At 73.8% G+C, this 19954-nt stretch carries 21 protein-coding genes; 10 read left to right on the top strand and 11 right to left on the bottom strand.

The window, feature by feature from the left end; all coding sequences use genetic code 11:
* Nucleotides 1-16 precede the first annotated feature (16 nt).
* The 3 genes from AB0J86_RS12260 to AB0J86_RS12250 all read left to right on the top strand — a co-directional run bounded on the left by AB0J86_RS12260 (nt 17) and on the right by AB0J86_RS12250 (nt 1994).
* The gene (locus AB0J86_RS12260) at nt 17-745 is read left to right on the top strand and encodes a hypothetical protein (protein WP_363856275.1); all 729 of its coding nucleotides are present in this window, start codon (nt 17-19) and stop codon (nt 743-745) included.
* Nucleotides 746-934: 189 nt separating this feature from the next.
* Nucleotides 935-1435 carry a GNAT family N-acetyltransferase gene (locus AB0J86_RS12255; RefSeq protein WP_363856273.1) on the top strand — a complete coding sequence of 167 codons (501 nt, stop codon included), beginning with the start codon at nt 935-937 and terminating at the stop codon, nt 1433-1435.
* 52 nt (nt 1436-1487) lie between these two features.
* Complete coding sequence (locus AB0J86_RS12250) at nt 1488-1994, top strand: DUF6624 domain-containing protein (protein ID WP_363856271.1); 507 nt, start codon at nt 1488-1490, stop codon at nt 1992-1994.
* A 44-nt stretch (nt 1995-2038) separates the two neighbouring features.
* Here the strand turns inward: AB0J86_RS12250 and AB0J86_RS12245 are convergent, their stop codons facing one another.
* Nucleotides 2039-2629 (bottom strand): biotin transporter BioY, encoded by a 591-nt coding sequence (locus AB0J86_RS12245; RefSeq protein WP_363856270.1) that lies wholly within the window; start codon nt 2627-2629, stop codon nt 2039-2041.
* Nucleotides 2630-2987: 358 nt separating this feature from the next.
* Here AB0J86_RS12245 and AB0J86_RS12240 point away from each other — a divergent pair, with 358 nt between their 5' ends.
* Nucleotides 2988-4298: a ThuA domain-containing protein gene (locus AB0J86_RS12240; protein WP_363856268.1), complete on the top strand. Its 1311-nt coding sequence runs from the start codon at nt 2988-2990 to the stop codon at nt 4296-4298.
* Nucleotides 4299-4348: 50 nt separating this feature from the next.
* Here AB0J86_RS12240 and AB0J86_RS12235 read toward each other — a convergent pair whose 3' ends face one another.
* From AB0J86_RS12235 to AB0J86_RS12205, 7 genes are all read right to left on the bottom strand, one after another.
* Nucleotides 4349-5587, bottom strand: coding sequence for a right-handed parallel beta-helix repeat-containing protein (locus AB0J86_RS12235; protein ID WP_363856266.1), 1239 nt, complete (start codon nt 5585-5587; stop codon nt 4349-4351).
* 212 nt (nt 5588-5799) lie between these two features.
* The gene (locus AB0J86_RS12230; protein ID WP_363856264.1) at nt 5800-7950 is read right to left on the bottom strand and encodes an MMPL family transporter; all 2151 of its coding nucleotides are present in this window, start codon (nt 7948-7950) and stop codon (nt 5800-5802) included.
* A 262-nt stretch (nt 7951-8212) separates the two neighbouring features.
* The gene (locus AB0J86_RS12225) at nt 8213-8386 is read right to left on the bottom strand and encodes a hypothetical protein (RefSeq protein ID WP_363856262.1); all 174 of its coding nucleotides are present in this window, start codon (nt 8384-8386) and stop codon (nt 8213-8215) included.
* Between the two features lie 197 nt (nt 8387-8583).
* Nucleotides 8584-9117, bottom strand: coding sequence for a TetR/AcrR family transcriptional regulator (locus AB0J86_RS12220; protein ID WP_363856260.1), 534 nt, complete (start codon nt 9115-9117; stop codon nt 8584-8586).
* A gap of 115 nt (nt 9118-9232) precedes the next feature.
* Nucleotides 9233-9949 (bottom strand): response regulator transcription factor, encoded by a 717-nt coding sequence (locus tag AB0J86_RS12215; RefSeq protein ID WP_363856259.1) that lies wholly within the window; start codon nt 9947-9949, stop codon nt 9233-9235.
* Complete coding sequence (locus AB0J86_RS12210) at nt 9946-11067, bottom strand: histidine kinase (protein WP_363856257.1); 1122 nt, start codon at nt 11065-11067, stop codon at nt 9946-9948. Before AB0J86_RS12210 ends, AB0J86_RS12215 begins: the two co-directional genes overlap by 4 nt.
* A gap of 41 nt (nt 11068-11108) precedes the next feature.
* A complete protein-coding gene (locus tag AB0J86_RS12205; RefSeq protein ID WP_363856255.1) occupies nt 11109-12029 on the bottom strand; it encodes an EamA family transporter in 921 nt (306 codons plus the stop codon).
* A 72-nt stretch (nt 12030-12101) separates the two neighbouring features.
* Here AB0J86_RS12205 and AB0J86_RS12200 point away from each other — a divergent pair, with 72 nt between their 5' ends.
* Nucleotides 12102-13013, top strand: coding sequence for a LysR family transcriptional regulator (locus tag AB0J86_RS12200; protein ID WP_363856254.1), 912 nt, complete (start codon nt 12102-12104; stop codon nt 13011-13013).
* Nucleotides 13014-13034: 21 nt separating this feature from the next.
* On the opposite strand, the gene AB0J86_RS12195 is transcribed toward AB0J86_RS12200, so the two are convergent.
* Together AB0J86_RS12195 and AB0J86_RS12190 are read right to left on the bottom strand one after the other, a co-directional pair.
* Nucleotides 13035-13706: a response regulator transcription factor gene (locus tag AB0J86_RS12195; protein ID WP_363856252.1), complete on the bottom strand. Its 672-nt coding sequence runs from the start codon at nt 13704-13706 to the stop codon at nt 13035-13037.
* Complete coding sequence (locus tag AB0J86_RS12190; RefSeq protein WP_363856250.1) at nt 13703-14896, bottom strand: histidine kinase; 1194 nt, start codon at nt 14894-14896, stop codon at nt 13703-13705. Before AB0J86_RS12190 ends, AB0J86_RS12195 begins: the two co-directional genes overlap by 4 nt.
* A gap of 180 nt (nt 14897-15076) precedes the next feature.
* Here AB0J86_RS12190 and AB0J86_RS12185 point away from each other — a divergent pair, with 180 nt between their 5' ends.
* The 4 genes from AB0J86_RS12185 (at nt 15077) to AB0J86_RS12170 (ending at nt 19088) form a co-directional block, all read left to right on the top strand.
* The gene (locus AB0J86_RS12185) at nt 15077-16048 is read left to right on the top strand and encodes an ABC transporter ATP-binding protein (protein ID WP_363856248.1); all 972 of its coding nucleotides are present in this window, start codon (nt 15077-15079) and stop codon (nt 16046-16048) included.
* On the top strand, nt 16045-16908 hold the full coding sequence (locus AB0J86_RS12180; protein WP_363856246.1) for an ABC transporter permease subunit: 864 nt from the start codon (nt 16045-16047) through the stop codon (nt 16906-16908). The genes AB0J86_RS12185 and AB0J86_RS12180 overlap by 4 nt, the downstream gene beginning before the upstream one ends.
* A 168-nt stretch (nt 16909-17076) precedes the next feature.
* Nucleotides 17077-17934, top strand: a complete 858-nt coding sequence (locus tag AB0J86_RS12175) for an alpha/beta hydrolase (RefSeq protein ID WP_363856244.1) — start codon at nt 17077-17079, stop codon at nt 17932-17934.
* A 164-nt stretch (nt 17935-18098) separates the two neighbouring features.
* Complete coding sequence (locus AB0J86_RS12170) at nt 18099-19088, top strand: hypothetical protein (RefSeq protein ID WP_363856242.1); 990 nt, start codon at nt 18099-18101, stop codon at nt 19086-19088.
* A gap of 6 nt (nt 19089-19094) precedes the next feature.
* Here AB0J86_RS12170 and AB0J86_RS12165 read toward each other — a convergent pair whose 3' ends face one another.
* Nucleotides 19095-19235: a hypothetical protein gene (locus AB0J86_RS12165; RefSeq protein WP_363856240.1), complete on the bottom strand. Its 141-nt coding sequence runs from the start codon at nt 19233-19235 to the stop codon at nt 19095-19097.
* A gap of 30 nt (nt 19236-19265) precedes the next feature.
* Here AB0J86_RS12165 and AB0J86_RS12160 point away from each other — a divergent pair, with 30 nt between their 5' ends.
* On the top strand, nt 19266-19892 hold the full coding sequence (locus AB0J86_RS12160) for a maleylpyruvate isomerase N-terminal domain-containing protein (protein ID WP_363856238.1): 627 nt from the start codon (nt 19266-19268) through the stop codon (nt 19890-19892).
* Nucleotides 19893-19954 lie beyond the last annotated feature (62 nt).

Here is a 19954-nt window from a genome sequence, read left to right as displayed (position 1 = left end):
CGGAAGGAGTACCACCGTGCGTTCCATCGTCACCGCGCTGACCCGGCGCCCGCGCCGCGCGGACGGCGCGCCCGACGCGACGGAGCCGGCGACCGCGACCGAGTCCGCGACGGAGCCGACCACCACCTCGCCCGCCGACGCGACGGAGTCCGAGTTCGAGCCCAAGCCCGAGGCCGACCTGCCGGGCGAGCCCGAGGCCGAGCCGGCGCCCGGGACCGAGCGCGCCGAGACCGGCACGGGCACCGGAAAGGCGGGCCGCCGCGCGGGCGTACGGCTCGACCGGCGGACCCTGGTGCTCGCCGTGGCGACCCTGCTCGCGGCCGGGGTCGCCGGCGCCGCCTGGTACGGCCAGGACCGGGCCGAGCGCCGCGACACCGCCGTACGGCAGGCGCTGGCGGCCGCTACACCGGCGGCGAAGGCCGTCTTCTCGTACGACTACCGCAGCTTCGACACGAGCGTGGCGAACGGGCGGACGTTCGTGACCGGTGCCTTCGCCGACGAGTACGCGCAGACCACCGCCACGCTGCGGGCGACCGCCCTCTCCGAGCAGGCGGTGGTGCTCGCCGAGGTCTCCGCCGCCGGCGTCATCGAGGCGAGCCCGGACCGGGTGGAGCTGCTCGTCTACCTCAACCAGTACCGCCGCAACGTCAACACGGCCGGCGAGAAGGTGGACCAGAACCGGGTGGTGCTGGAGCTGGTACCGGAGCACGGCGAGTGGAAGGTGGCGAAGGCCACGGCGATCTGACCCCGGCGGGGACGGTCCGACGGGCGGCCGCTGACCTGCCGGTTCGCCGCCGTACCGGGGCCCTTGCTGCCGATTGGGTCGCGGTCCGGGGCCGGTGCTACGGTCGGCACCTGCTGGCACCGGCACCGGCCACGGGCGGATCCCCGGCGGCGGGCCGCGCCACCATGTCACCACCGTCAGAAGGCGACCGTGAACCACCATGCCGAGGCCGGACCCGACCGGCTGATCGCGATGCCCGAGATCCGACTACGCCCGGCCACCGCGGCCGACAGCGAGTTCTGCTACCGGCTGCACCGGGCCGCGATGGGCTGCTACGTCGAGGCGATCTGGGGCTGGGACGAGACCGAGCAGCGGGGCTACCACGAGCGGGGCTTCGACCCGGCCGGTACCCGGATCGTGGTCGTCGACGGCCGCGACTGCGGTTCGCTCTCCGTCGAGTACCGCCCCGCCGAGATCTACCTGGGCCGGATCGAGCTGCAACCGAACCGCCAGGGGCGGGGCATCGGTACCCGACTGATCCGGCAACTGCTCGCCGAGGCCGCCGCCCGCCGGCAGCCGCTGGTCCTCGACGTGCTGACGGTGAACCGGCGCGCGTACGCGCTCTACCGCCGGTTGGGGTTCACCGAGGTCGCCCGGCACGGCAAGGACGGCATCCGGATCAGGATGCGGGCGCTGCCCCCGCCGGCCTGACCGGCGGAAACCGTACCTTGCGCCCGGCTCCTCGTTGGATGACGTTGGGTACATGGACGACTACGAGCGGATCGCGGCCGAGCTGTCCGGCATGGCCGATGCGGACCAGCGGATGCGCGAGCGCGCCCGGACCGACCCGGACGCCTGGGATGTTGAGGTGGACCGCGCCAACACCGGCCGGCTCAAGGAGATCATCGCGGGGATCGGCTGGCCCACCGTGTCGAAGGTGGGGCGCGCGGGTGCGTCGGCGGCATGGCTGGTGGCCCAGCACGCCCCGGACGACCTCGACTTCATGAAGTACTGCCTGGAGCTGATGAAGCAGGCCGGGCCCGGCGAGGTCAGGCCGTCGGAGGTCGCCCTGCTGGAGGATCGCGTGCGGATCGCCCAGGGCCAGCCGCAGCGGTACGGCACGCAGTACTGCGACCTGGGGAACGGCTACGAGCCGTTCCCGATCGAGGATCCGGAGCGCGTGGACGAGCGCCGGGCGGCGGTGGGCCTCGACACGCTGGCCGAGAACATCGCCCGCGTCCGGAAGCTGTACCCCGTCAAGGACCGCTAGCCGCCGGCACCGGTCGGGCGCACCCGACCGGTGCCGGCGCGGGTTCAGCTCCGCGCGCGGCGGGCCAGCGCCCAGGCGCCCGGGAGCAGCCCGGCCGCCAGCGCGATCTTGATGGCGTCACCGACCAGGAAGGGGACCACCCCGGCGTCGATCGCGGCGCCGAGGCTGAGGTCCCGGGCGAACGCCAGGTACGGCACGCCGACCGCGTACACGGCGAGGTTGCCGAGCACCATCGTGGCGACGGTACGCAGCGGGGTGCGGTCGCCGCCTCGGCGGGCGAGTTCGCCGACGAGGCCGGCCGCGAGCACGAACCCGATGACGTACCCGAACGAGGCGGCCCCGGTGCCGCTCGACCCCTCGGCGAACCACGGCACGCCGATCGCGCCGACCGCCAGGTAGAGCAGCATGGACAGCAGGCCGCGACCGGTACCGAGCGCCGCGCCGACGAGCAGCACCGCGAAGGTCTGCCCGGAGAGCGGTACGGGGCTCAGCGGCTCGATGCTCACGGCGACCTGCGCCGCCGCGCCGGTCAGCACCGCGCCCCCGGCGACGAGCAGCGCGTCGCGCACGAGGGTGCCGGGGACCAGGTCGGCGAGGACACCGGTCCGGCGTGGAACAAGACTCTCCGTGGTCATGTACTGCCCTTTCCTACAAAAGCACTTGGAGGCATGCTACAAAGCCGCCGGACCAATCTAGATCGCCACGCGGGCCGGACTCTGCGGCCTGGGTCACAGCCGCGGAGCGTCGCCGGAGCACGACGGGAACTCGATCGACCGCTCGACACGGCGCCTCGACGCCCCCCGCCCGGCGCGACACCTCGGCCGCCTCGACGCCGCACCTCGACGCGGCGCCTCGGCAGACCCCGGGGCGAATAGGAAGGAAAGTTATCTGAATTGTTGACACCACCCCGCCGCGCTCATAGCGTGTGATCAATCAATGCGACCCCGGCCGGGCGCTTCCACCAGCACCACCGCGCACCGAGAGGAACCCGGCATGGACATCGGCGCACCACCCCGGCTCGCGGGACGGCTCGTCCGGCTCGTGGCGCTGAGCCTGACCCTGCTCTTCGCCGCGATCGCCTATCCGTGGCACGGCAACGTCCGCCCGGCCGCCGCGGCACCCGCCTTCAAGGTGATCGCCTTCTACAACGGCACCTGGGACGCGGCGCACATCAGCTTCGTCAAGGAAGCCAACCAGTGGTTCCCGCAGATCGCCGCCCAGTACAACTTCTCCTACACGGCGACGAACGACTGGAGCCAGCTCAACACCGGGAACCTGGCCCAGTACCAGGTGGTGATGTTCCTGGACGACCTGCCGCCGGCGGCGCAGCGGCCCGCCTTCCAGCAGTACATGCAGTCCGGCGGCGCGTGGTTCGGCTTCCACGTCTCCGCGTTCAACACCAACCCGTCGGGCTGGGACTGGTACCACAACCAGTTCCTCGGCACGGGCGCGTTCCGGAACAACACCTGGGGACCCACCACGGCGGTGCTGCGGGTCGAGGACCGGGCCCACCCGTCGACCGTACGGCTGCCCGCCACGTTCACCTCGTCGGTCAGCGAGTGGTACAGCTGGAGCCGCGACCTGCGTACCAACCCGGACATCGACATCCTCGCCTCGGTCGACCCGAGCAGCTTCCCGCTCGGCACCGACCCGAACCAGACCTGGTACTCCGGCTACTACCCGATCATGTGGACCAACAAGAACTACCGCATGCTGTACGCCAACTTCGGCCACAACGCGATGAACTACGAGACGAACACCCCGCTCTCGTCCACCTTCGCGAGCGAGGTGCAAAACCGGTTCGTCATCGACGGCCTGCTCTGGCTGGGCGGTGGCGGCGGCGGTACCACTCCCCCGCCCTCGGACATCTCGCCGACCAGCTGGTACACGCTGGTCAACCGGGGCAGCGGCAAGTGCGTCGACAGCCGGGCCGCGGGCACCGCCAACGGGACGGCGATCCAGCAGTACGCCTGCAACAGCAGCAACGCGCAGCAGTTCCAGTTCGCGCCGACCAGCGGCGGCTACGCCCGGGTCAACAACCGCAACAACAGCGCCCAGGTCATCGACGTCACGAACGTCTCCACGGCCGACAACGCCCCGATCCAGCTCTGGGCGTACGGCGGCGGCAACAACCAGCAGTGGCAGGCGGTGGCGGAGGGCGGCGGTTACTACCACCTCGTCAACCGGCTGAGCGGCAAGTGCCTCGACGTGCCGGCCGCCTCCACCGCCGACAGCGTCCAGCTCGTGCAGTACACCTGCAACGGCACGGCCGCGCAGTCGTTCCGCCCGGTGGTGCAGCCCTGACCCCGCCCCGGCCGGCGCGCGGCGGCGCCGGCCGGGAAGGTCCTCCTCTGCTAACGGCAGGCCACTCCGGCGCAGCCGGACGGGTCGCCCGTCGAGACGTTGCCGCCGCCGTCCCGAACGCTGCCGACGGGCAGCGCCTCGATGCCGAAGTCGGCGTTGTGCAGCGTCAGGTTTCGGGCCACCACGACATCGGGACTGGCCGGGACGTTGGTGTGGAGCCCGTCGTCGATCCGGCGCCCGGCGGAGTCCGTGCCCGTGGACGCGTGCCCGTTGCGGACGAACTGGTTACCGGAGATGAGGATCCGGGCCGGCGCGCCGGTGCTGGCCTCCGCCTCCAGGAACATCCCGGCCTGCTCGTTGCCGACCATACGGTTCCCTCGGACCAACAGGCCGTCGAGTTCGCTGAGCGACCCCACGTCGGCGCGCACTCCGTAGCCGTTGCCCGTGAAGGTGTTTTCCTCCACCCGCAGCCCGGACGTCACGACGTCGGTGATGACCCCGTACTGCGCGTTCCGGACGAGGTTGCCGCGGACCACCGTGTCCGAGGCGATCCCGATGTCGATGCCCCGGCCGCCGGTCAGGACGTTCTGGAGGATCCTCACCCCGGCGCACTCGGAAACCCAGATTCCGGCCCGGAGGAAGATGTTTCCCCGGACGACCGCGCCGTTCGACTCGGACAGACTCAGACCGCCGTCCCGGACGGTGTTGCCGATCACCCGGGGCGCCTCGGTGTTGATCGCGAGCGTACTTCGCCCGGTCAGGTCGACGCCCCGAATCACCAGGTCGTTCGCCACCTCGGTCCGGATCGCGAAGGCGGGCGCCGTCGGAGTGCCGGGGTGCGCGACGATCCGCCCGCCCTGGATCAGCAGTCGGGTGACCCGGTCGGCGAAGACTCCCGCCCGGGCGCGCGCCCCTCCGGTGCCGCCCCCGTTGTCGAGTAGCCGCAGGCCGTGTAGTTCCGCGTCCCCGACGTTCTCCAGCAGGACCCCGATCGTGAAGCCCCGGATCACGCCGTCGCGCACGCGCAGGTCGTCTACCTCGACGGCCTGGATCCCGGTACCCGTGGCCGAGCCGGAGATGGTGTGACCGTTCAGGTCGACCGTCACCCCGTCCGCGCCGATGCTGAGCCCGTCTCCAGGGCAGGTGAGGTCCGCGGTGAGAACGACGTCGGCGGTGACGGTGTCGCCGCAGGCGACCGGCGGCGCGGCATGCGCCGGTCCGGCGGCCACCACCAGCGTGGCGGCCAGGGTGATGGCCGTGGCGAGACACGACAGGGTACGGGCAGGCATGGCACTTCCTCCTCCTCGGCGTCGGCGGCGGCGACGGTCCCCGCGCACGCGTTCCGGGAGAACTCACGCTATTAACGGAGAGTAATCAAGTCAGCACAGTTGTCGCCTCCCGGACTCGGGCCGGATCGCCGCCGTCCGGACCGGCGGCGCGGGCCGACGCAGAGGTGCGGAAGCACCCAGGCGTCGAGTCGTCCACCTGCTCGACGGGCCGTTCACCGCCCTGCGGGACGCCGCGACACCGCCCCCTCGGCGGGCCCCGCCACGGCCGGCTCGGCGATGCCGGGCCGCGCGGTGTGCCGCCGGGCCGGCTCCTCCTCCAGGCGGAGCCGGGCGTGCAGCCGGCGCAGCGGGCTCGGCGCCCACCAGTTGTACCGGCCGAGCAGCGTCATGGTCGCCGGCACCAGCAGCATCCGCACGATGGTCGCGTCCAGCGCGACGGCCAGCACCAGCCCCAGGCCGATCTGCTTGATCGGCGCGAACCCGCCGATCAGGAAGCCGGCGAAGACCACGGCGAGCAGCAGCGCCGCCGAGGTCACGATCGCACCGGTCCGTTGCAACCCCTCCGCGACGGCCCGCTGCGGGTCGGCGCCGGCACGGACGCGCTCCCGGATCCGCGAGAGCAGGAAGACCTCGTAGTCGACCGAGAGCCCGAACGCGATCGCGGCGACCAGTACGGGCACCGTGAGGTTGGTGTAGTCGAGCCGTACCGTGCCGAAGAGGCCGGCGAGGTGACCCTGCTGGAAGACCCAGACCACCGCGCCGAGCGCCGCACCGAGGCTGAGCACGTTGGTCAGCACCGCCTTCACCGGCAGCAGCACCGAACCGGTGAACGCGAAGAGCAGCAGCAGCGTGGCGAGTACCACCACCAGCGCCGCCCACGGCGCCCGGTCGCCGAGCATGCCGCGGTAGTCGGCGAGCCGGGCGGCGTCGCCACCCACGGCCACCTCGAACGGCGCGGGCAGGGCGCGGATCCGGGCGACCGCGTCGGCGGTGGCGGGCTCCGGGGCCGCCTCGCGCGGGGTCGCCCGCAGCAGCGTCGTACCGGGCCCGACCGGGGTGACCTCCACCCGGACCACGCCCGGCACGCCGGCCACCCGCTCGCGCAGCCGGCCCAGCTCGGGATCTCCGGCCGGGGTCGACGCCACCACGAGGATGTCGCCGGGCGCGGTCCGCTCCGGGAAGTGGGTACCCAGCGCCTCCCAGAGCTGCCGGGTCTGGGTGGCCGGCGGCAGCAGCCGCGGATCCCCGGCGCCGAGCCGCAGGTCCAGCACCGGTACCGCCAGGGCGGTCAGGGCGCCGGCCGTGGCGACCAGGGTGAGCACCGGCCGGCGCTGGACGGCGCCGGCCACCCGGCTGAACAGCCCCCGCTGGCCGCGCGGGGCGGCGGCCGGGATCCGGTGCCCGACCAGCGCCAGCAGTGCCGGCAGCAGGGTCAGCGCCGCGACCATGTTGACGGCGACCACCGCCGCGCCGGCCAGCCCCATCGAGCGCAGGAACGGGTCGGGGAAGACGAGCAGGCCGGCGAGCGCGACGGCCACGGTCAGGCCGGCGAAGAGGACGGTACGGCCGGCGCTGCTGACCGCGCCCGCGACCGCGGCCGGTACGTCCCCGGCGCCGAGCCGCTCCTCGCGGAACCGGCTCACCAGCAGCAGCGCGTAGTCGACCGCCAGCCCGACCGAGAGCATCGTGGTGACCTGGATGGCGTAGACGGAGACGTCCGAGACGAGGCTGAAGCCGTACAGGATGCCGAGGGTGGCGCCGATGCCGACCACGCCGACGAGCAGCGGCAGGCCGGCGGCGACCAGCCCGCCGAAGACGAGCAGCAGCAGGATCAGCACCACCGGGAGGCTGAACGTCTCGGCGCGTACCACGTCGCGCCGGGCCTGGCCGGTGAACTCGGCGTCCGACAGCGGGCCGCCGGCGACGACCACCTCCGGCGCGTCGATCCGGCGCAGCCGCTCGGCGACGGACCCGGCGCTGGCCTCCGCCCCGTCGCCGGGGCGCAGCAGCACCTCCACCAGCAGCGCCTCGCCCGTGGCGGTGGACGGGACCGGCTCGGCGACCCGTTCGACCCCGGCGATGGCGCGCACGTCGGCGACGGCCGCCGCGACGCTGCCGCGTACCGCCGGGTCGTCGGCGGGCGCGCCCTGGACGAGCGCGGTGAGGCGTACTGGTTCGTCGCCCGCCTCGGCGAGCCGGCGCAGCGCGGTCTGCGACTCGCTGCCCGGCACGGTGCCGACCTCCGGTACGAGGCGGCCGAAGACCCCGGCGCCGACGGTGAAGCCGCCGGCCACGACGGCGATCCAGAGCACGATGACGACGACGGGTCGCCGGATGGCGAAGCGGGCGACGGCACCCAACATGACGGTCCTCCGCTGGCGAGTGGCTGCACGGGACCCGCCGATCGTCGGCTCCGGGGCGCCTTCGCCGCCTCGCCACGACGATCGGGATTCCGCTCACCCCCGGGAGGGTGCTGCCCTCGCCCGGCTCCCCCTCGGCGGTGAGAGCCGTACCCAATTTCGGTTCGCGTCGCGCCGGAGCGCCGGGCCGACCGCGTCGCGCGGCGCGGTCGCGGCGCTGCACGGGCCCGAGCCCCGTCTGGCCGGGCGGGCGGGACGCTCCTGGTCAGTTCCGCAGCGCGAGCAGGCTCTCGGCGGTGTCGACGATGGTCTCCTCGATCGGCCGGGCCCGCCAGCCGAGCAGGCGTTCGGCGAGGGTCTTGGACCTCTGGTACGGCGCGGCCAGCACGCACCGGCTGCCGAGATAGCCTGACCCGCCGGTCACCAATACGTCTGCCATCCGGCCTCCCAGCTCGGCTCGTCGTCGCACCCCACGGTAGTGGAGACGTCTCCACTTAATCAAGAATAAGTGGAGACATCTCCGAAAATGGCGCGACCACGTCTCACCTCCGCCACACGACCCCTCCAGGCCCCGCGGCACCGGAGCGGACGACGTTCGGCGCACCCGACCAGGGCGCCGGAAGGCGCGACGGGGTGCTACCGGCGCGTGCCGAGTCCGTCCAGGATCAGCGCGAGCATGGGCTGCGAGCGGTCGTTCTCCCCGGAGGCGGCCCGCCAGAGGGCGCCGGTGAGCTGGAGGAAGTCGCCGGGGTCGGCGTCGGCGCGGATGGTGCCGTCGCGCTTGCCGGCGTCGAGCAGCTGGGTGATCGCCTCGATGACCGGGCCGTAGGTCCGTTCGGTGATCGACTTGTGCGCGCCGGGGCTGAGCGCGTCGCCGAGGCCATGCTTCTTGCGCATCGCTCCGACGAGGTCGGTGGTCCAGCGCCGCAGCGCCTCCAGCGGCGTCGTCGTGGCCAGGAGCTCGGGCACCGAGCCGATGAGCCGATCGACCTCGTCCTGGTAGATGGCGAGGACCAGCGCCTCCCGTGACGGGTAGTTGCGGTAGAGGGTGCCGGCGCCCACGCCGGCGCGCTGGGCTATCTGGTTCATCGAGGCGTCGCCGTCCTCGGCGAAGGCCTGGCGTGCGGCCGCCAGGATACGGGCTCGATTCTCGCGGGCGTCCGAGCGCACCGTACCACCGCCTCCTGGCCATCCGGAGATATCTCCACTAAAGTATCTGGAGACTTCTCCACGAAGATAGAGGAGCAGCACGCGCCGCATCAAGCGCGGCACCACCGGCTGCTCGTCAGCCCGCCGTGCCCGGTACCACCAGCCCGGACTCGTACGCCAGCACCACCGCCTGCACCCGGTCGCGCAGCCCCAGCTTGCCGAGCAGGTTGCTCACGTGCGTCTTGACGGTGTGCTCGGTGACGAAGAGCTCCCCGGCGATCTCCAGGTTGGACAGGCCCCGGGCGACCTGGCGCAGGATCTCGGTCTCCCGCGCGGTCAGCGCCGCCAGCCGCTCGGCCCCGGAGCCGCCGGGCGGTGCCGGGCGGCTCCGGGACACCACGTCGGCGATGAGCCGGCGGGTCACCGTGGGCGCCAGCAGCGCCTCGCCGGCGGCGACCACCCGTACCGCGTTGACCAACTCCTCCCGGCGCATGTCCTTGAGCAGGAAGCCGCTGGCACCGGCGCGGAGCGCGTCGTAGACGTACTCGTCCAGGTCGAAGGTGGTCAGCACGAGCACCCGGGCCGGCGTCTCGGCGCAGATGCGCGCGGTGGCGGCGAGGCCGTCGACGTGGGGCATCCGGATGTCCATGAGCACCACGTCGGGGGCGAGTTCCCGGGTACGCCGGATCGCCTCGGCGCCGTCGGCCGCCTCGCCCACCACCGCGATGTCCGGCTGGGCCGCGAGGATCATGCCGAAGCCGTCGCGTACCAGCGCCTGGTCGTCCGCGACGAGCACGCGCAACCGCCGCTGTCCGGGCACGCCCACCTCCTCCGCCGGGGCCACGGGGCTCATCGGGGCAGCGGGAGCGTGGCGGTGACCCGGAAGCCCGTCCCGTCGGGCCCCGCGCCCGTGGTCAGGTCGCCCCCGGCGGCCGTGACCCGTTCGCGCATGCCGATCAGACCGTGCCCGCCCGCCCCGGCGCCGCGCGGGCCCCGCCCGTCGTCGCTGATCTCCAGGCGCAGGGCGGCGTCGTGCCAGTCCAGCCGGACCCGGACCCGCTCGGCGCCGGAGTGCCGGACCGTGTTGGTCAGCGACTCCTGCACGATCCGGTACGCGGTGACGCCCAGGTCGGGCGGCATCCTCCGGCGCTGCCCGTGCTCCTCCAGCGTGGCCACCAGGCCCGCCCGGCGCGCGTTGGCGACCAGCGGCGGTACGGCGTCGAGGTCCGGCAGGGGCGCCCGCTCCGGCCCGTCGTACCGCAGCACCCCGAGCACCCGGCGCAGCTGGACCAGCGTCTCCCGGGCGGTGGCCGAGATGGTGGCGAAGACCTCCTCGGCCCGCGCCGGGTCGCTGCGCACGACGAGCGGGCCCGCCTCGGCCTGCACCGCGACCAGGCTCATCGAGTGCGCGATGATGTCGTGCATCTCGCGCGCGATCCGCTCCCGTTCCCGGCCGGCGACCAGCCGCTGCTCCTCGACCAGGCGGCGGGACCGCTCCTCCAGCATGGCGATCCGGTCACGCCGCGCCCGGGCGCTGGTGCCCAGGGCGTAGGCGGCGGCCAGCCCGATGCCGACCGGGCCGACGCCGAGCACCGCCTCCTTCGGCACCGCCGAGACGACCATGCCGAGGACCGTGCCGCACACCAGCACGAGCCGGTGCGCCGCGGGGCTCAGCGCCGCGAAGGTGTAGGTGGCGACGAACTGCGGCGCGGGCACCGGCCCGAGAGTGTGGGTGAGCGCCAGCCAGACGGTGCCGGCGCCGGCGACCGCGGTCACCGTGAACGGGTACCGCCGGCGCCAGAGCAGCGGCAGCGCGTTGGCGCCGGCGAGCAGGAAGACCCACCACCTGCAACCGTCCACGGTGCCGTTGATGACCAGGATCAGGTAGCAGGCGAGCGCGATCAGCGCGTCCACGGCGAGGGGCGGCCGGGCCCGTCCCCACTCGACACACCGCTGCCACCGCTCGCGCACCGCCCCAGTATCCGGTCCCCACGGCGGTGGCCGCCTCCCTCTCAGGAGCGAGTCGCCGCCGGCGTGCCCGCCCTCGCCGGCGACCCGGGCGGCTCGACCCGCGCCGCCGGCTTCGGGCGGCGTACCACCATTGCGAGCCCGGCGAGGACCACCGCGGCGGCCACGAGTTCGCGTACGGTCATCGCCTCGTCGAGCAGCAGCCACGCGGCGGTGAGGCCGAAGACCGGTACGAGCAGGCTGAACGGGGCCACCCGGGCCACCGAGTAGTGCCCGATCAGCCGGTTCCAGAGGCCGAACCCGAGCAGCGTGGAGACGTACCCGACGAAGGCCACGGCGAGCATCCCGCGCACCGGCAGCCCGGTGACCGCGTCGAGGACGGTACGGGGGCCGTCGACCAGGCCGGCGAGGCCGAGCAGCGGGACGGGCGGTACCAGGCTGGACCAGACGAGCAGCGAGATCGGGCGGGTCTCGCCGCTGGCCCGTACGACCACGTTGGCGACCGCCCAGCTCGCGGCGGCGAAGAGGGTGAGGGCGAAGCCGGCGACGGTGCTGCGGCCGCCACCGCCGACGGCCAGCAGGGCGATACCGGCACTGCCCACGAGCACCCCGGCCAGCTGGTGGCCGGACGGGCGCTCGCGCAGCACCGCCGTCGCGAGCAGCACCGAGAAGAGGGCCTGCGCCTGGAGCACCAGCGAGGCGAGGCCGGCCCCCATGCCCAGGCCCATCGCGGTGAAGAGCACGCCGAACTTGAAGACACCGAGCAGCAGCCCGTACGCCACGACGTAACGCGCCCGCGCGGTCGGTCGCGGCACCAGGAACACCAGCGGCACGGCGACCACGAGGAAGCGCAGCGCGGTCAGCACCAGCGGCGGCAGGTCGCGCAGGCCGATCTCGATGACGACGAAGTTGACGCCCCAGATGGCGGCGACGAGCAGGGCCTGGAGGCGGTGGGACAGTTTCATGGGCTCTACCGTGCGGGAGCCGATGGTTTAGGACAAGTTCAATGTTCTTAACCGTTGCTGTAGCTTTGCTTCATGGATCTCGACCTGCGCCGGCTTCGCGTACTGCACGAGGTGGCCCTGCGCGGCGGGGTGACCGCCGCGGCCGAGGCGCTGCACGTCACCCCGTCCGCCGTCTCCCAGCAGCTCGTGCAACTGGCCCGGGAAACCCGCAGCGAGCTGCTGGAACGGGCCGGCCGGGGGGTCGTGCTCACCCCGGCCGGGGAGGTGCTCGCCGCGCACGCCCGGGCCATCCTCGGCGCGGTCGAACAGGCCGTCGCCGGGCTCGCGGCGCTACGGCAGGAGGTCGGGGGCAGCGTACGCGTCGGCGCCTTCCCGTCGGCCGCCGGCGCCATCGTCGCGCCCGCCGCCGCCCGGGCCATGGCGGCCCACCCCGACCTCGACGTACGGATCACCGAGGCCGAGGACCAGCAGAGCCGGCTGGACCTGCGCTCCGGCACGCTGGACGTGGTGGTGCTGCAGGAGTACGACCACGTCCCCACGCCCCTCGCGGCCGACCTGGACCGGCACCCGATCGCCACGGACCCGATGCACGTGATCACGCCGACCGACTGGGGCAGCCGCACCGGGCGCCTCGGCGACCTGCGCGACGTACCGTGGATCGCCAGCGCCGAGGGGACTCCCTGCCTGCGGTCCACGCTGCACGCCTGCCGGCTCGCCGGGTTCGAGCCGGACGTGCGGCACCGCGCGATCGACTTCACGCTCACGCTCGACCTGGTCGCCGCCGGCCTCGGCGCCGCGCTCGTACCGGGGCTGGCGCTGCGCGACGTACCGGCCGGCGTGCACGTCGAGCCGCTCGTCGAGCCGGTGACCGAGCGGCGCATCTTCGCGGTCACCCGGGCGCGGGGCGCCGGGCCGCTGCGCCCCGCGATCGACGCGTTCCTGGCCGAGCTGACCCGCCCCGCGAACGCTGGACTCCGCCGGTGACGGGTGTTCGGGCCCGGGGGCTCAGCCCCGACCGGCGTCCGGCACGGTGAGCCCGGACTGGACGGCGAAGACGACCAGCTGGGCCCGGTCCCGGGCGCCCAGCTTCACCATCGCCCGCCCCACGTGGGTGCGGACCGTCGCCGGACTCACCACCAGCTCGGCGGCGATCTCGTCGTTCGAGCGTCCGGTGGAGACCCAGGCCACGATCTCCCGTTCCCGCTCGGTGAGCCGGGCCAGTTCGGGCCGGGCGGCACCGGACGGCGTCGACCGGGCGCTGAACTGCGCGATGACCCGGCGGGTCACCGACGGCGAGAGCAGCGAGGCGCCGTCCGCGACCACCCGTACCGCCCGCAGCAGTTCGTCCGGCGGGGAGTCCTTGAGGACGAAGCCGCTGGCGCCGTCGCGCAGCGCGCCGAAGACGTACTCGTCCAGCTCGAACGTCGTGAGCATCACGATCCGGACCCCGGCCAGGGCCGGGTCCGCGGTGATCTCCCGGAGCGCGGCCAGCCCGTCGAGGACCGGCATCCGGACGTCCATCAGCACCACGTCGGGCACCGTGCGGCGGACCAGCGCCACCCCGGCCCGCCCGTCGGCGGCCTCGCCCACCAGCTCGGTGTCCTCCGCGCTCTCCAGCAGCGTGCGCAGTCCCATCCGGACCAGGGCCTGGTCGTCGACGACCACGACGCGGATCATGCCACCGAGCCCGGTACGTCGGTGCGCTCGACCCGGCCCGCCAACGGCAGCCGGGCCCGGACCGCGAAGCCGCCCCCGGGGCGCGGACCAGCGTGGAACTCGCCGCCGAGTGCCTCGGTCCGCGCCCGCATGCCGGCGATGCCGCTGCCCGAGCCGCCGTCGCCGGCCGGACCCGGCCCGGCCCCCGGCGCCGGGCCCTCGTCCGTCACCTGGAGCACGAGGTCGTCGCCCTCCCGTACCGCCCGCACCTGGGCGCGGGTCGGGCCCGCGTACCGCAGCACGTTGGTCAACGACTCCTGCAACAGCCGGTACGCCACCACGTCGACCTCCGGCGGCAGCTCACCCGCGCGCAGCTCGGCGGCGACCGCCACGCCACCGCCCCGGATCCGGTCCAGGAGCACCTCGACGTCGGCGAGACCGGGCGCCGGTCGCCGGGGGCCGTCCGCGCCGTCCGGGTCGCGCCACAGTCCGAGCTGGACGCGCATCCCGTGCAGGGCGTCCCGGCTCGCGGCCTGGATCGCCTCCAGCGACGCCCGGGCCCGGTCCGGCGCGCGCTCCAGCACGTACAGCGCCACCCCGGCCTGCATGGCGATCACCGCGAGGCCGTGTCCCACCGAGTCGTGCAGTTCCTGCGCCATCCGCAGCCGCTCCTCCGCCGTCGCCCGCCGCGCCCGCTCGGCGCGTACCCGGGCGTCCGCCTCGCGCCGGCCCCGCACCGCCACCCCGACGGCGGTGGGGACGACCACCAGGGCGCCCGAGACGAACAGCCAGTCCAGGAGGTCGCCGCGCCGGCCGGCCGTCAGCTCGTCGGCGAACCGCAGGGCACCGGCCAGCAGCAGCGCCAGCCCGAAGCCGCCGTTGGCCACGATCACCCGGCGCGGCGACCAGCCGAGGGCCGTACCGGCCGCGGCGACGGGGACCCCGACGAGCACCGGCCCGACCGGGTACCCGAGCGACAGATAGCCCACGATCGCCACGGCGACGCAGCCCAGCGTCACGCCGGGACGCCGGTGCAGCCACGCCGCGCCGAACGCCGCGAGGACCACCAGCGCGTACGCGAGCGCGTCGGGTGCCCTGGTCCAGCCGGTCTCGTCCGCACCGGCCCGACCGGTGCCGAGCAGCCCCGGAACCAGGACCAGCAGCACGGGCCAGGCGATGTCCCCGCCACGTCTCAGCCGCTCGGACCGCACCCGTCCACCTCCCGCACCAACCGTGGCGCCCGAATCCGCCCCACGGTGGTGCCGAGGATAGGCGGCGGCGTCGGCGCGGTACATCGACCGCTATGCGCAGCCCACGTACGCGAATCTTCGTACCCGGAAGCCGGTCCACGGCTGGCGCGCGGCGGCCGTGCCGGCTGCGACGCTGCCGGCATGACCGAAACAGTCGTGAGCACCACGGGGCTGACCAAGCGGTACGGGCCGCGGGTCGCCGTCGACGACGTCAGCCTGGCCGTCCGCCGGGGAGAGGTGTACGGCTTCCTCGGCCCCAACGGGGCGGGCAAGACCACCACCCTGCGCATGCTGCTCGGCCTGGTCCGGCCGACCGGCGGCTCCGCGCGCGTGCTCGGGCGGCGGGCCGGCGACCCGGCGGCCGTGGCCCGCACCGGCGCCCTCATCGAGAACCCGGGCTTCTACCCGTACCTCTCGGGCCGGGACAACCTGCGGGTGATGGCCCGCTACCACGGGCTGGCGGACGACGCGGCCGAGCGGGCGCTCGACCGGGTGGGGCTGACCGCCCGGGCCGGCAACGCGTTCCGCTCCTACTCGCTGGGAACGAAGCAGCGGCTGGGGGTGGCGGCGGCGCTGCTCGGCGACCCGGAGCTGCTGGTGCTCGACGAGCCCACGAACGGGCTGGACCCCGGGGGCGTGGCCGACATGCGCCGGCTCCTCGCCGACCTCGCCGCCGACGGGCAGACGGTGCTGCTCTCCAGCCACCTGCTCGGCGAGGTGCAGGAGACCTGCGACCGGGTGGGAGTGATCTCGCAGGGCCGGCTGATCGCGGAGAGCCGGATCGCCGACCTGCGCGGCGCCGCCTCGCTGCACGTACGCGCCACGCCCGTCGACGCCGCCCTGGCGGTGGCCGGGCGCGTCGCGGGCGAGTCCGCGGTGACGCCCGACGCCGACGGCGGGATGCGGATCGACGCCGATCCGGGGCTCGCCCCGGAGCTGGCGCGGGCGCTCGTCGAGGCCGGGGTCCGGCTGCACGAACTCCGTGCCCGGGAACGCACCCTTGAGGAGGTCTTCTTCGAACTGACCAGGGCGGCGGGCCGCGCCGGACCGCCCGGCGCCGACCCGGCCTCCCCTCGCTCCGCCCGCGACGGCGCGGGGTTGGTGACCCGATGAGCGCGGCGCGGGTACCCCTGCTCGCCAGCGCCCGGGCCGAGCTGCTCCGGCTGCGCCGGTGGCCGGCGCTCTGGGTGATGCTGGGCGTCGGCATGCTGCTCGACCTGTTGTTCGGTTACGTCTTCAACTACCTCGGCTACCGCTCCGGCAGCGGCTCGGAGGTGAACGAGCGGACGCCACCCGACCAGATACTGCACGGCCTGCTACCGGGAGGCGTACCGGAGACCACACTGGCGGGGATGCCCCTGTTCGGCGGCGCGATCCTGCTGCTGCTCGGCGCGCTGACGATCGGCGGCGGCTACGGCTGGGGTACCTGGAAGACCGTCCTCACCCAGGGGCCCGGCCGGGCCTCGGCCTACGGCGGAACGCTGGCCGCCCTCGCCACGGTGGTCGTCACCCTCGTCACGGCCGTCTTCCTGGTCAACTTCGGGGCCGCCCTGCTCGTCTCCGTCCTGGAGTCCCAGGCGCCGCACTGGCCACCGGCCGCCGACGTCGCGCGGGCGTACGGCGCGGCCCTGCTCATCTACGCCATGTGGACCGCCGCCGGGGTCCTGGCCGGCACGCTCGCCCGGGGTCCGGCCCTCGCCGTCGGTCTCGGCCTGGTCTGGGCACTGGCGGTCGAGAACCTGCTGCGCGGGGTCGCGAACGTGCTGGGAGCCGTGGCGCCGGTGGCCGACGTGCTGCCCGGTACGGCGGCCGGCTCGCTCGCCGGCGGGCTCGGCGCGACCGCCTTCGCCGACGACGGTACGCCGGGCGTGCTCACCACGCTCGACGCCGGGCCGGCCGCGCTCCTGCTCGCGGTCTACACGGCGGTCTTCGCGCTCGCCGCCGGGGCGCTCATCCTGCGGCGGGACGTCTGAGTGACCCACGCGACGGGCCGGGCGCGCGGGACGGCCCGGCCCACGGGGCGGCCCGACGGGCCGGGACCGGCGGCAGGCATAACGCCCGGTGTGGCGGGAACGCGGGCGGCAGCGGCGGTCAAGCCGTAGCCGACACGTGCAGCATGCCCGTCCGGAAGGAAACCTCGCATGCCTTACATCACCGTTGGGATGGAAAACTCCGCGCCGATCGACCTGTACTACGAGGACCACGGATCGGGACGGCCGGTCGTCCTCATTCACGGGTACCCCCTGGCGAGCAACGCCTGGGAGAAGCAGATGCCGGCGCTGGTCTCGGCCGGATTCCGTTGCATCGCGTACGACCGGCGCGGGTTCGGCAAGTCGAGCCATCCGGGCATCGGGTACGAGTACGACACGTTCGCCACCGACCTTGAGATCCTCATGAACGAGCTGGACCTACGGGACGCCATCCTCATCGGGCACTCGATGGGAACCGGTGAGATCACCCGGTACATCGCGCGGGCCGGCTCGGACCGGGTGGCCCGGGCGGTCCTGATCAGCGCGCTCCCGCCGATGCTGGTGAAGACCGCCGACAATCCGGAGGGTCTGGACCAGAGCATCTTCGACGGGTTCACGAGGCAGGCGATGGCCGACCGGTACGCCTTCACCACGGCCTTCTTCAACAACTTCTACAACTATGAGCAGAACAAGGGGAAGCTGGTCAGCGAGGAGGTGTTCCGGGCCAACTGGAACCTCGCGGTCAGCGCCGCCCCGAAGGCCACGATCGACTGCATCAGCACCTGGATGACCGACTTCCGGGCCGACGTGCCGCGGGTCGACGTCCCCGTACTGATCATCCACGGTGACGCCGACAACGTGCTGCCGTACCCGGCGACCGCCCCGCGGATGCAGGCGATGCTGCCCAACAGCGAGCTGGTGACCCTCAAGGGCGCGCCGCACGCCATCCCGTGGACCCACGCCGAGGACGTCAACAAGGCGATCCTCAACTTCGTCGCCGCACCGGCCATGGCCGGCAGCCGCCGCTGAGCCGCCCGACGAGGGGCCCCTTGCCGGCGTGCCGGCAAGGGGCCCACGCGTCTCGCGGCCGACCCGGCTGTCCGGTCGGCTCCACCGGACGCCCGGATCAGCGCGGCACCGGCGGCTGTTCGCTCGATTGTGGACGCCGCAGCCGTGGCCCGAAGGTGAACGCTGTGTGGGACTTCGACGACGGAACGCAGTCACCCGGCCCGGCGGATCGGCACGCGGGGCATCCTCCACCCGGGAACGAAACCCGGCGTCGCCCGGACCCGGCGCGGCACGGTTCGGCACGGACCGGGGCGACCGGGCGGCGCCCGACCGTCCCGCTGGCGATCCTCGTGCTCGTCGCCGTCGTGGTCGCCGCGGTCGTCGGCTACCTGACGCCCGGGGTGACCGGCCTGCTGGCGGCCGTCGGGCTGGGCCTGGTGATCGCGGCGGTCGCGTTCGTCGTCTCGCAGCGCGGCCTGCCGCGTACCGCCGGGCAACCGGGCCGGACGCCGGACGGCCGGCGGTTGCAGATCTGGCTGGGCGTGCTGGGCGCCGTCGCCACCCTCCTCGCGGCGGGCCTGACGCCGTTGGTGGAACGGATCGGCGCGGCCGGGGACGACGACCGGGGCGGCGGTACGAGCACCGGCACCGGCGCGACCCCCGAACTGCCCGCCGGCTCGGCTTCCTCGGCGGGCGCCACGGCGGACGCGTCGGCCCCGCCGCCGTTCCCGAGCCCGAACGCCAACTGCGGCCCACGCCGGATCAACGTCGACACGTACCGCGCGTCGCGCATGCCGCTGCCGGTCAGCCACCAGATGGAACTCGCCGGGCGCGACCACTGGCCGGGCGACCCGCGCAAGCTCTGGATCTTCGTGACCGGCGGCGGCACCGAGCAGTACTACCCGTACGAGAAGCCGATTCCGCGCACCGACGGGGCCTGGGTGGCGTACGGGGTGGTCTTCGGCCGCAAGGGCGAGGCCGCCGACCTGGAGATGGGACTGCGCTACGCGGTGGTGGCGCTGGTACCGCCCGCGGCGGCCGACCGGCTGGCCCGGCGGATCGGGGAGCCGGACTTCTGGACCGGTGGCAACCCGGACGGCGCCGGCCAGATCCCCACCCTGCCCGCGGGCAGCGAGGTCTACGCGAAGGTCCCGGTACAGCTCGCCTGCGTGTAGCTCCTGCTAGTAGGTCGTCCGGACCCCCTCGGAGACCAGCTCGGTCTCCGAGGGCAGGCTGCGGTGCTCCGTGTCGTCCCACTCCGGATCGTCGTCGTTGGCCAGCGCGTCCCGGAACCACTGCTGCGCCGGCGGCGGCCCAAACACTCATCGAGTAGGGGTTCCTAGACTGCGGGGATGATTCGAGCGGCGTTCCTGGAATCCGCCGAGGCCGCCGTGGGCCTGCTGCGCCAGCCGGCGTTGGCCGAACGATGGTCCGAGCCCAGCGCCCTGCCTGACTTCTCGACCAGCGGCCTTGCCCGTCACCTGGCGAACCAGATCACCAACACCGCGAGCTATCTCGCCGCAACACCGGGTGGTTCCGCGATCTCGGTACTCGATCACTTCACCGGTAACGGGTGGGTAACCTCGGGCACCGACAGCGCTGACAACATCGAGATCCGGCACCGCAGCGAGCAGGCCGCCACGGCGACGACTCCCGAAAGACTCGCCGACGACGTCGACGCCGCGCTGCGCGAGCTGCGGGCCGCCGTGCCGGCGCAACCGGCGGATCGCATCGTCGACCTCGGCAACTGGGGTCTGACCGTGGACGACTTCCTGCTGACGCGCGTGATGGAACTGGTCGTGCACGCCGACGATCTGGCGGTCAGCCTGGGCATACCCACGCCGCCGATGCCGCAGGCCGCGACGGAGGCGACGATTCAGTTGCTCAGCCGCATCGCGGCATGGCGGCACGGGCCATTGGCCGTGATCCGGGCGCTCGCTCGACAGGAACGAGCGCCCGCATCGATCGCCGCTCTCTGAACGGTGCGTCCGCCCTTCCGCCGAGGGCGGGCTGGATCGGATGGCGTGTCCCGGCCGGTGCC

The sequence above is a fragment of the Micromonospora sp. NPDC049559 genome (assembly GCF_040676675.1).
Classification (GTDB): Bacteria; Actinomycetota; Actinomycetes; order Mycobacteriales; family Micromonosporaceae; genus JBFAPK01.
The sequence above is the reverse complement of the archived record's forward strand: the minus strand, read 5'-3'. Positions and strand labels throughout refer to the sequence as shown.

Excerpts from the sequence above, each read along its gene's own strand:
- AB0J86_RS12250 (WP_363856271.1), top strand. The coding sequence starts at position 1,488 with ATGGACGACTACGAGCGGATCGCGGCCGAGCTGTCCGGCATGGCCGAT.
- AB0J86_RS12230 (WP_363856264.1), bottom strand. The coding sequence starts at position 7,950 with ATGTTGGGTGCCGTCGCCCGCTTCGCCATCCGGCGACCCGTCGTCGTC.
- AB0J86_RS12180 (WP_363856246.1), top strand. The coding sequence starts at position 16,045 with ATGAGCGCGGCGCGGGTACCCCTGCTCGCCAGCGCCCGGGCCGAGCTG.
- AB0J86_RS12200 (WP_363856254.1), top strand. The coding sequence starts at position 12,102 with ATGGATCTCGACCTGCGCCGGCTTCGCGTACTGCACGAGGTGGCCCTG.
- AB0J86_RS12215 (WP_363856259.1), bottom strand. The coding sequence starts at position 9,949 with ATGAGCCCCGTGGCCCCGGCGGAGGAGGTGGGCGTGCCCGGACAGCGG.
- AB0J86_RS12175 (WP_363856244.1), top strand. The coding sequence starts at position 17,077 with ATGCCTTACATCACCGTTGGGATGGAAAACTCCGCGCCGATCGACCTG.
- AB0J86_RS12245 (WP_363856270.1), bottom strand. The coding sequence starts at position 2,629 with ATGACCACGGAGAGTCTTGTTCCACGCCGGACCGGTGTCCTCGCCGAC.
- AB0J86_RS12160 (WP_363856238.1), top strand. The coding sequence starts at position 19,266 with ATGATTCGAGCGGCGTTCCTGGAATCCGCCGAGGCCGCCGTGGGCCTG.
- AB0J86_RS12225 (WP_363856262.1), bottom strand. The coding sequence starts at position 8,386 with ATGGCAGACGTATTGGTGACCGGCGGGTCAGGCTATCTCGGCAGCCGG.
- AB0J86_RS12240 (WP_363856268.1), top strand. The coding sequence starts at position 2,988 with ATGGACATCGGCGCACCACCCCGGCTCGCGGGACGGCTCGTCCGGCTC.
- AB0J86_RS12205 (WP_363856255.1), bottom strand. The coding sequence starts at position 12,029 with ATGAAACTGTCCCACCGCCTCCAGGCCCTGCTCGTCGCCGCCATCTGG.
- AB0J86_RS12235 (WP_363856266.1), bottom strand. The coding sequence starts at position 5,587 with ATGCCTGCCCGTACCCTGTCGTGTCTCGCCACGGCCATCACCCTGGCC.
- AB0J86_RS12195 (WP_363856252.1), bottom strand. The coding sequence starts at position 13,706 with ATGATCCGCGTCGTGGTCGTCGACGACCAGGCCCTGGTCCGGATGGGA.
- AB0J86_RS12185 (WP_363856248.1), top strand. The coding sequence starts at position 15,077 with ATGACCGAAACAGTCGTGAGCACCACGGGGCTGACCAAGCGGTACGGG.